The sequence below is a fragment of the Sporomusa sp. genome (assembly GCF_035561255.1).
Taxonomy (GTDB): Bacteria; Bacillota; Negativicutes; order Sporomusales; family Sporomusaceae; genus Sporomusa.
The window spans coordinates 1-9804 of the sequence record NZ_DATMXX010000388.1 but is presented as its reverse complement, the minus strand read 5'-3'; the positions used below and the strand labels follow the sequence as shown (position 1 = coordinate 9804).

General features: G+C 48.3%; 11 protein-coding genes. 1 reads left to right on the top strand and 10 read right to left on the bottom strand.

The genetic code is table 11. The features are described from left to right. Positions 1 to 93: 93 nt before the first annotated feature. On the top strand, positions 94 to 891 hold the full coding sequence (locus VN379_RS22085; protein ID WP_325537905.1) for an alpha/beta hydrolase: 798 nt from the start codon (positions 94 to 96) through the stop codon (positions 889 to 891). A gap of 86 nt (positions 892 to 977) precedes the next feature. Here the strand turns inward: VN379_RS22085 and VN379_RS22080 are convergent, their stop codons facing one another. From VN379_RS22080 to VN379_RS22035, 10 genes are all read right to left on the bottom strand, one after another. After that, positions 978 to 1637 carry an ABC transporter ATP-binding protein gene (locus VN379_RS22080; RefSeq protein ID WP_325537903.1) on the bottom strand — a complete coding sequence of 220 codons (660 nt, stop codon included), beginning with the start codon at positions 1635 to 1637 and terminating at the stop codon, positions 978 to 980. A gap of 13 nt (positions 1638 to 1650) precedes the next feature. Continuing rightward, positions 1651 to 2850 (bottom strand): ABC transporter permease, encoded by a 1200-nt coding sequence (locus VN379_RS22075; RefSeq protein ID WP_325537901.1) that lies wholly within the window; start codon positions 2848 to 2850, stop codon positions 1651 to 1653. Positions 2851 to 2874: 24 nt separating this feature from the next. Beyond that, a complete protein-coding gene (locus tag VN379_RS22070) occupies positions 2875 to 3279 on the bottom strand; it encodes a DUF4418 family protein (protein WP_325537899.1) in 405 nt (134 codons plus the stop codon). Positions 3280 to 3293: 14 nt separating this feature from the next. Beyond that, positions 3294 to 3503, bottom strand: a complete 210-nt coding sequence (locus VN379_RS22065) for a hypothetical protein (RefSeq protein ID WP_325537897.1) — start codon at positions 3501 to 3503, stop codon at positions 3294 to 3296. 122 nt (positions 3504 to 3625) lie between these two features. Next, positions 3626 to 4942, bottom strand: coding sequence for a nitrogenase component 1 (locus VN379_RS22060; RefSeq protein ID WP_325537895.1), 1317 nt, complete (start codon positions 4940 to 4942; stop codon positions 3626 to 3628). Next, positions 4926 to 6407 carry a nitrogenase component 1 gene (locus VN379_RS22055; protein WP_325537893.1) on the bottom strand — a complete coding sequence of 494 codons (1482 nt, stop codon included), beginning with the start codon at positions 6405 to 6407 and terminating at the stop codon, positions 4926 to 4928. Before VN379_RS22055 ends, VN379_RS22060 begins: the two co-directional genes overlap by 17 nt. Before the next feature lie 11 nt (positions 6408 to 6418). Next, positions 6419 to 7252 carry a MetQ/NlpA family ABC transporter substrate-binding protein gene (locus VN379_RS22050; protein WP_414715030.1) on the bottom strand — a complete coding sequence of 278 codons (834 nt, stop codon included), beginning with the start codon at positions 7250 to 7252 and terminating at the stop codon, positions 6419 to 6421. A 41-nt stretch (positions 7253 to 7293) separates the two neighbouring features. Beyond that, positions 7294 to 7962, bottom strand: coding sequence for a methionine ABC transporter permease (locus VN379_RS22045; RefSeq protein ID WP_325537890.1), 669 nt, complete (start codon positions 7960 to 7962; stop codon positions 7294 to 7296). Beyond that, on the bottom strand, positions 7959 to 8678 hold the full coding sequence (locus VN379_RS22040) for a methionine ABC transporter ATP-binding protein (RefSeq protein ID WP_325537907.1): 720 nt from the start codon (positions 8676 to 8678) through the stop codon (positions 7959 to 7961). The genes VN379_RS22045 and VN379_RS22040 overlap by 4 nt, the downstream gene beginning before the upstream one ends. A 391-nt stretch (positions 8679 to 9069) precedes the next feature. Beyond that, positions 9070 to 9468 carry a NifB/NifX family molybdenum-iron cluster-binding protein gene (locus tag VN379_RS22035; RefSeq protein WP_325537888.1) on the bottom strand — a complete coding sequence of 133 codons (399 nt, stop codon included), beginning with the start codon at positions 9466 to 9468 and terminating at the stop codon, positions 9070 to 9072. Between the last annotated feature and the right edge of the window lie 336 nt (positions 9469 to 9804).

Genomic DNA, 9804 nt, shown 5'->3' with positions numbered 1-9804 from the left:
AATTCATACTGAATGCTGATTAGAAAAACTAAAGGCCAAAAACGACATAAGTCGCTTTTTGGCCTTCACTTATTTTAAGGGGGATGAAGTAACATGAAACAACATGAATGGATAATAAGCCAAAACCGCAAACTGTCTGCCATGATCCATGCCAACAGTTTTACTGTAACGCAGACACCTATTGTTATCTGCTGCCATGGCTTTACCAGCGATAAAATCGGCTCCAACCAATTAACCCTTCAGCTCGCCAAGGCCATTGCAGACGCAGGTCTTATTGCTGTACGTTTCGACTTTACCGGCTCAGGGGAAAGCGATGGTGAATTCGCCGCAGATACAACAATAAAAAACTGGCAGGAAGATTTACGGAATGTCGTTGACTGGGTTAGAAGCGTGCCGGAGTTCGAGGGTTTGCCAATCTATCTGCTAGGCCACAGCTTAGGCGGCCTGATTGCACTCAGTCATGATGATACCGGGATTGCCGGACGGGTGGCACTAGCACCGGTAACTCACCCTGTGGAAAATTTCCAGAACATTATATTGGGACCGGATTTGTGGCAACGTTCTTTGCAGAATCAGACAGTCGCTAATTTTCTGGGCAAGGGTTTTAGCCTTGAACCGAATTTTGTTAAGGATTTGGTGGAAAACCGGTATGATCCTTTACCACAACTCCGGTTGCAGCGCTCGCCCCTGCTTATTGTTCACGGAAACCAGGATATCGTTGTACCGCCAGCCGGCTCCGCGCTTGTCTACGACCAGTATAGGGGCGAGAAAGAGCTTGTCCGTATGGAGGCTGACCACGTGTTTACAGGTCAGCATGAGCAACTAACGGCTCTGGTAACCGGGTGGTTAACAGTACAAAAAAACAAGCTGGGGCGTTGCAAAGGTCATTGATTAACAGGCAAAGTAAGGAGAGCTTCCTCATACCGAGAAAAGCTCTCCTTTATTTCGTGCCAACGCCGCTTACTACCTTCAAGTCATTAGGCAGGCCGTAATGCCCCTGCCTCTAAACGAAAGGTTTGATCAGCCTGTGCGGCCAAACCAGCATCATGGGTCACAATGACCACCCCTGTACCGTCTCTACGCGCGGCCAGCAGGCACGAGGTAACCTCGTCAGCCAAAGCCGGGTCCAGATCATTTGTCGGCTCGTCAGCCAGTAATATCGGAGGTTTAAGCAGCAGAGCCCGCGCGAGGGAAATCCGCCGCAGCTGGCCAAGGCTAAGCTCCTGGGGTTTATGGTACAAGCGGTGAGCAAGCCCGAAATTCTCCAGTAAAGCTTTCGCCGCTTGTTCCACGTTCACCCCGCTCCTAATAAACCAGGCCGGTGCCATAACATTCTCCAGCGCAGTCAGAGAATTTATCAGGCGTGCTCTTTGAAAAACAAAGCTCAGGTATTCACCCCGCAGTTTGGCCAGCTGCTGCGGGTCAAGACCGGCAATATCCCGGCCATCCACTAGCACCGTACCGGAGGTTGCCTGCTGCAGCAGCCCCATAATCGATAATAGCGTCGTTTTACCACCACCCGAATGTCCAATAATGGCAACCGCCGTTTCCCTGGTCAGCGTAAACGAAACCCCCGACAGAATGACATCATCACCGTAATTTTTGTTAATATCCCTGAGTTCCAGCAAGTTGCCCATAGTTTTCGCTCCTTTAGTCAAACTCCCCCCGTGTCATGATGACACTGGGGTCAATGCGGCTGCCCCGGTATGCCGGCAGCCAGGCAGCCAGTGCCCCTAACCCGGTAAATAGCACGGTAATCAACACAGCACTTCCGGCAATAAAGGTCCAGGACGGCTGCACAAAGGGGAAGGATTGGTAAGCCTCCAGCAGCTGCAGGCTCGCTTTGTACAGACCGCCGCCCAGCAGTAACCCGGCAACAGAACCTACCAGGGAGACTGCCACCGCTTCGCCGGCAATAATTGTGCCAATATGCCGTCCTGAGGCGCCGAAAGCCAGGTAAAGCCCCCATTCAGCCTGCCGCTCCCAGGTCAGCGTATAAAACCGGGAAAACAGGTGCAGCAACGATGTCAATACTGTCAGTAAGCCAATGCCGCCTATTAAGAAAACAAACACAGTAAACTGATCAGCAATGCGTTTTTTGACTTCTGCAGCCACAATCGGCTTCATGAGTCCAACCGCTTGGATGTTAGCTACTACCTTATCAATATCCACCCCTTCATCAACCTGCACCAGCAACGTCGATATCAGGCCCTCCGGCGGACCCTGCTTTTGCCACACCTGCTTCAGCGAGGTATCCTTGGCAACCACCCGCCTGGCCTCATTCATACTGACCAGCAGGGAATAGTCCAGGGTTGTTCCCGTTTCCTCGGCAATGGTTACGATATTGTACCACTTGCCCAGTATCGATATTTTATCCTGTGTCCAGGTCGGCACTTTCGCACCAAGAATCACCTCATCATCGCTGAGTCCGGTCTTATGCACCTGCTTCAGCCAGGGGGCAATAATCCAGTCACTCGCCGGATCATAACCGATCATCCTGTTTTGACTCCCAATATCGTGACAATCGGCAGTCAGGGAATGGGTGTAAAACTGGGGTGTAACCGTACGAACCCCTTCAACACCCCGCACCCCCTCGGCATACTCTTGGGGCATGTAAGAATTGGCAGTTGCCCCGCCGAATAAAAGCAGGCTTGGTTCCAGCGTCACACCGTACGGTACAATGACAATATCTGCGCCCATCCGCTGCTTGGAAAGCTCCATGCCTGATGCTACCCCGTTATATATGGCGGCAACACTGAAGACTATGGCTACGCCAACTGCAATGGAAACAATGATGGCCAGGCTTTGGAGCCTGCGGTGCAGCAGACTTTTCCAAATAAGAAATATCATAGTCTAGTCTCCTCGTATAATACATTATTCATGAAGATTGTTACCGCGCCAGGCCAGCCACACAATCCCGGCACCTGACAAAGCCAGCAAACTGCCGCCTATGGTGCTGAAAAAGGCTGTTTTCTGGCACCCGCCAGCCTCACAAATACCAAGCGCCCAGGTCTGGGGGAGGATAACCACAGTAATGCCTAACAGCAAAATAACAAAACCACTGAGCAGACGCGCTTCATCTGTACGCAGCACAAGCAGGGCACTGGCAAGAATGAGTGCAAGCAAGGTAATAAGAAATTCCGCCTGATAGGTATAATGGCAGTGCATCGGACTGCCATTTTGCATCAGCCCGTTACAAATAGGAATTAGTCTGGGTAAAACAAGCAGCAGGACACTGAGCAGGATTGCGCTCCAGGAAAAAAACTTATATTTTGTCATTCGATCAACTCCTTTTAACCCACATGTTTAGCTACAGGGATAGTGACCGGTATTGTCGCCACCAGTTTCGTATTGCTGGCCACAGGAACCTGCAGGGACGATTTGTGCATCTCATGTGTGCCGCCCTGCTGCCGCAGCGGCACCCGGTTGACCCCGGTATAGAGGGCAACAAGCCCCAATATGAATACTAAAAATGAGACCACTACAAACCTGTGTAATGTCATAAATTCCCCTCCCTAAATTTTTTCATTATATTGAAAATACCAAAGGCCAGGAATGCTTGTAAAGCAATCCCGGCCTTCAGTCATTCTAATCAGCCTGGAAATAACAGTAGGTATAATACTTCTTATCTATAGGTATCAAGCACTCTGTCATAAATATCTTCGATAACGCGCAGGCCGCCGTTATAACCGGCATAGCCGCAATTCAGGACAAGCCTGTACGCCACAGGCACGCTGACAATCAACAGGTCTGCCCCAATCTCCCTGGCTAGATCCCGTTCCCAGCCACTGCCAATAATCAAGGCCCTGCTTTTGTGAACATCACTTCTGATTTCCGCCTGAATAGCGCCACCATCTGTTGAGAAACTCACCAGGGCCGAGCGCAATTCCGAAATATGCTTAAACTGCTCGCAGATCGCCGCTTGGAACTCCTCCGGCGTATCGTCAACAATAAACTGCTTAGCAGGAATAATCCCCAGTTCATTAAGCAGATATTTAGCAAAACCGATCGCATACGAAGCATCTACTATCGTATATAATCTGCGGGGAAGACCATATCTGAATTCCAGCATAAAGTCGGCTGTCCGCTCAATATGCAGATAAAAGCGCTCTTCTTCGGCCTTAATAAAAGCCCCGGCTTTCGCTTCATCCAGACCGGCAAAATCAATAACCTGCCGCAAAAACTTTGTTGTCTCCACACCACCGATTGGCAAATACGGAAACTGAATATAGGGAGTTCCATATTTTCCGTGCAGATGCTTAGCAATGCCAAGGCCAGGCCAGGCGCTCACAACAATATTAAACTCTGCCTGGGGGATGGTTTTCCATTCCGCTACTCCCCCGGACGCTGCTCCAAACAGAATATTTACTGTCAGCCCGATCCCGGCCAGTATCCTCTTAAGCTCTTCCAGATTTCCATTCCAGAAGGGATCCTGGTAGGGAATAGAGGCAAACACATTGACAAGCCCTTTAATTGGCGTTGTTCCGGTTTTGAATTTGTCGACATACTGGTCAATAATGGCTTTAACTACGGTTTCATGGCTTACATAGTTATTACTTTTAAAGCCGCCTGTCTCCACATACACAATCGGTTTATCCTCAGACTGGTACCTGCCTGCCACCTGCCCGATATCATCGCCGATAATATCAGAAGTACAGCCGGTAAGCACTACATAGAGATCAGCATCAATAACCTGGAACGCACCCGCAATCACACTGTCCAGTTTGCCCTCACCGCCAAAGACAATTTCAGCCTCACTGGCATTGGTGCAGGGCACGGTATTGCCGCCCGCATAGCCCTCTCCCTGCCCCAGCAGCCGGCTGACTTTATCACCGCAGCCAGGCCCGGAATGCAGGATAGGAACAGCTCTTTTTATGGCTATGACCGACTGCTGTGCGCCTAAGGCGCAAGAGTATCGCGGCTGTTCAATAAACTTTGACATCTAAGTCACCCCTGAGAAACGAGAATGGGTTTTGTTCCAGCCACCACTTGGTATAAGGCATTGTGCTGTGTCTGGCAAGATTTGTGACAAATTCCCGGTTATCCAGGGTCTCTAAGATGCGTTCCGCATAATTAAGGACTCCCTGATAACCAAAGCCGAACTGTTCATCCCCGATCAATAGTGTTGGTATTCCCAGCTTTGCTCCCCACAGCGTCATGCCGCCATGTCTGGCAATCATAATATCCGGCCTTACTTTGTTTAAGATATTAACCAGTTCATAGGCCTGTTTATTGCAGACATTATAATTAGGGATATCACCGTAGGTCGTTACGTCATGGGCCAGGGCGTCGGCAGTTATATCGCCATTATCATAAATAGGGTCATGATGGAAGATGGCCGCCCCCTGCACTGTCATACCCAATTCTCTTAATACAGCAATCAAGGCATGCCCATGGGCGGCTCCGGCCGTAAGATAAGCGGTTTTTCCCTGTAGCTTGTCGCGATATTCACTGAGCCTGGGCAGTACCCGCTCATGCTCCTCGGCAATGATGACCTCAATCTCCTGCTCCCGGTCCAGGACTTTTCCCAGTTCCCGCAGCCATTGATCAGTACCGGCGATGCCATAAGCCGGCGGGGCTTTGATTTCCGGTACCCCATATACCTGCTCCAGCGCGGCACCGATATAGGTACCCAGTGTCGGACAAATCTGAATGGTAGCAGCCGCCTCGGCAATCTGCTCCAGCTGGGCTATTGTGGAAAAGGGTACAATATAATGGGCTTCATACCCTAATCGCTGCAATAATTGATCAAAGATATGACTGCCCCAGAAATTCACAATATTAATCTTATTAGACTTCTTTGCCGGTGGCTTTACAATCTTTCTGACAATCGAATGATACGCTGAATCAAAGCCAGTCGTCCAGATTTTCGACTTAAACCCTTCACAAAAACAGGCAACCACCGGAATTCCCAATTCCCCGGATAAATCATTGGCCACCCCCTCGACATCATCACCGATGATGCCGGAGGCGCAGGAGGTGGTAATAAATATGGCCTTAGGCTGTACGCGCTGATAAGCGGCCCGGATGGTGTCTGCCAGTTTTTGCGTCGCGCCAAAAATGGTATCCTGTTCTTCAATGTTGGTATTGAAATAACGGCCGATCACCGCCGGCTGCTTTCTCTCCATCTGGCCTACCCGGTAGACAAAGTTAAAGGTGAAGAAGTCACCGGCACAGCCTACCGGCGCATGGTTGACAACAGCAGCATCCTGAATCATCGCCAACTGGCAAAAAGCATTATTTGAACTGCAGCCCATACATTGACTGAAACTGCGGGTACTGTCGGTAAGGCTGCCGGCCCGGGCACAGCGCACCAGTTCGCCGGCAGTTCCCGCAAAACCGGTGATAGACCCGAGGCGGATCTCCCGCACGGGAACCTCCGCCTCGGTAAGGTTAACAGGCTTCATGCTTAACCCCCTTAGAACGCAGGTACAACAGCAACACCGTATTTATCCTGGATAAACTTCTTTACATCAGGCGAGGTTAGAATCTCAGCAATCTTTTTGATCTCAGGCCTGCTTTCATCCCCTGTTCTGACAAATAGGTTATTCGCATAGGGTGAGTTGGCATCTTCTCTGAACAAAGCCGACTTGGGATCTATTTTCGCTTCAAGAACAAAGTTAGTATTAATGATAGCACCATCAACATCAGGCAGCGATCTGGTAAGCTGCGCCGAATCGACTTCAACAAATTTTAGCTTTTTCGGGTTATCGGCAATATCACGCGGCGTGGCTGAGAAGTTGGCTACACCGTCTTTTAATTTGATCAGCCCGTTGGCCTGTAATAAAACCAGCGCCCTGAATTCGTTGGAAGGATTGTTCGGAATAGCGATTGTGGCTCCGTCTTTTAGTTCTTCCTTGGATTTGATCTTCTGTGAATAAAAGCCGATCGGTTCTACATGTACCTTAGCGGCCACAGTGAAACTGTACCCTTTTTCTTTGGCTACCGACTCATAGTACGGAATGTGCTGAAAATAGTTGGCATCAATCTGTTTATTTTGCAGGGCAGGATTTAATTGAGCCTCATCATCCAGTACCACTACCTCGAGATTAATCCCTTCTTGTTTCAGTTTAGGTTTTATAAAGTTTAATATCTCGGCATGAGGTACCACTGCCGCCCCTACTTTAACAGTCACCTCTTGTTTTGCTGCCGGTTGTGCAGCCGGCTGGGCTTTATTGCCTGATGAGCAGCCGGCAAATACACTGCCGGCAAAAATAACACTAATGATTGCCAATACAGCCTTAAAAACCATGTTTCTTTTTAACACAAAAATCATCCCCTTATTACTAATTGTTAGTCAAACTTATACCTTTTTCTATTAATATACTGGGCCAGACTGTCACCTCCCCATTGTACCCCCTGAACCAAAAGAATGAGCACGACGACAGTGGCAATCATAATATCATCCCGAAAGCGCATATACCCAAACCGGATTGCCAAACTGCCCAGCCCGCCGGCTCCAATGGCCCCGGCCACTGCGGTAAAGCCGGTTATGGCGATAATAGCTAGGGTTATGCCTCTGACCAGCGAAGGCAGCGCCTCCGGGATCATTACTCTGGTAATGATGGTAAGCGGGTTGGCCCCAATCGCCATTGCGGCTTCAATCTTGCCGTAACTGACTTCCTTTAAGCAGTTTTCAATGATTCTGGCCAGAAATGGTGCCGATCCAATCGCCAGCGGCACTACCGCTGCAGTAGCCCCGAGGGTGGTGCCCACAATAAACCTTGCTAATGGCAACAACACTACAATTAAAATAATGAACGGAAAAGAGCGAATGATATTGATGGTTGTACCAAGCACCTTATTGATTCTGGGCGATTCCAGCACATGACCCTTTTCGGTTGCTACCAGAATGATCCCCAGGGGAAAACCAAGAACTAAGGCTGCCAGCGTAGAGAGAATGACCATATAGATGGTTTCATTGAAACCAGTGAGCAATAAATCCAGTAAATCCTCACTCAAATGCCTTCTCCCTCCCGGTATATCCTTTTGGCCTGAAATCCCTGCAGAATAGTAATAAACCGTTTCGCCGTATCACTTTCCGGGTTAAGGAAGAATTTATCGACAGGCCCGGTTTCAACGATTTCGCCTTGTTCGATCACCGCCATGTTATTGCAGATATGCTTTAACACATCCAGTTCATGAGTGATCAGCACGATTGTCAGCCCCAGTTTTTTATTGATATCTTTCAGCAGCTCCAGGATAGAGAGGGTTGTCTGGGGGTCAAGGGCCGAAGTGGCTTCGTCGCTTAAGAGGACATTCGGCTCGTTAGAGAGAGCCCGGGCAATGCCTACGCGCTGCTTCTGGCCGCCGCTCAACTGCAGTGGATAAGCCTGCTCCTTATCAGCCAAACCAACCAGTTCCAACAGCTGTTTTACCTTATTATTGATAAATTCCCGGGGATGACCGGCAACCTCTAACGGGAAAGCCACGTTCTCAAAAACCGTTTTCGCATCAAATAGATTAAACTGCTGAAAAATCATGCCAATTTTCCGTCTTGCCTGCCGCAGGTGTTTTTTGTCCATGCCGGTAATCGACTGACCTTCAATAACAATTGATCCTGAATCAGGTTCCTCCAGCCTGTTTAAACACCTGATGAGGGTTGATTTACCGGCCCCGCTAAAGCCGATAATGCCAAAAATATCACCTTTTTCAATTTGCAGATTTACGCTGCGCAGGGCAGTTATGCTGGCGTGGGGCGTAACATAGGTCTTGCTTACATCTGTTATGGTGATTATAATTTTCGCCTCGCTTTACTGAAAGAAGTATAATAAAAAAGCCTGGTTTTACCCCTGTCTCACAACAAGTGTAAACCCAAGCCTCCAGTATGTCTGGTCAACTTTGAATTATACCGGCTCTATGAAATCCAATAAGATTTTATCCCCCGGCTGGAGTAGCAAAGCTACGATAAGGTTATGTGAAAATCAAAAAAGGCTGTATCCCATAATAATGGAACACAGCCTCTGATTCTTTTGACCAGTCAGCAATGCTACTTTGCATGTACGCTTAAGTCATTATACATCTGCGCAAATTCAATTGTCAATATTGTTTTGACAGTAATCTTTGAGGCTACTTGCAACCATGGGAGCAACCGCCGCAACCGCCTGGATGACTTGTGATACTTGCTCTGGGGATATTATCTTTGATAAATTTACGCCTTTTGCCATAGGTTTTTAGCGCTTTATCAATAGGGCCTGACACCGGTAATGCAATCACGCCGTAGCTCTGCAATTCCTGCTCTGCCCGGGGGCCAATCTGAGTTGCCAGTACAACCTCCACATCAGCAAGCAGTTGTGCTGTAAAGCTATGGCCTTTACCGGCATGAGCAGCTTGAGCATTGCTTTCCCGGCGTTCAATAAACTGGTATTCGCCGGTTTCGGCCACTTCATAGATCCAGAATTCTTTAGACCTGCCAAAATGTTCATTGATCGCGATTCCATCAGTACTGGCAACAGCAACTCTAGACATATTATCACTCCCCATTTTTTAAACAGTATTTTAGAAAACACCAAAGGCCAAAGAAGCTGTTTGTAAACAACCTCTTTGGCCTTCATTTTTTTTGATCAGCCAGTTAACTATGTGAAATGTTCCCTAGCAAGACACAACTTTCATTCTAAATTAAATGTAGTATGATTCCCTGCTATTGTCAAGACCTAAGTTCGTTTTTTTATACTCGTTGTCAATGCAGCACCCCGCCTGCGCCGGCAAACTTCTTTAATGCGGAAGTATATATTTTTTTTAAAATGAAAATAATGATATAAATTTATTGTCCGTAATTTAGCAAATCCTGTATAATGATAAGAG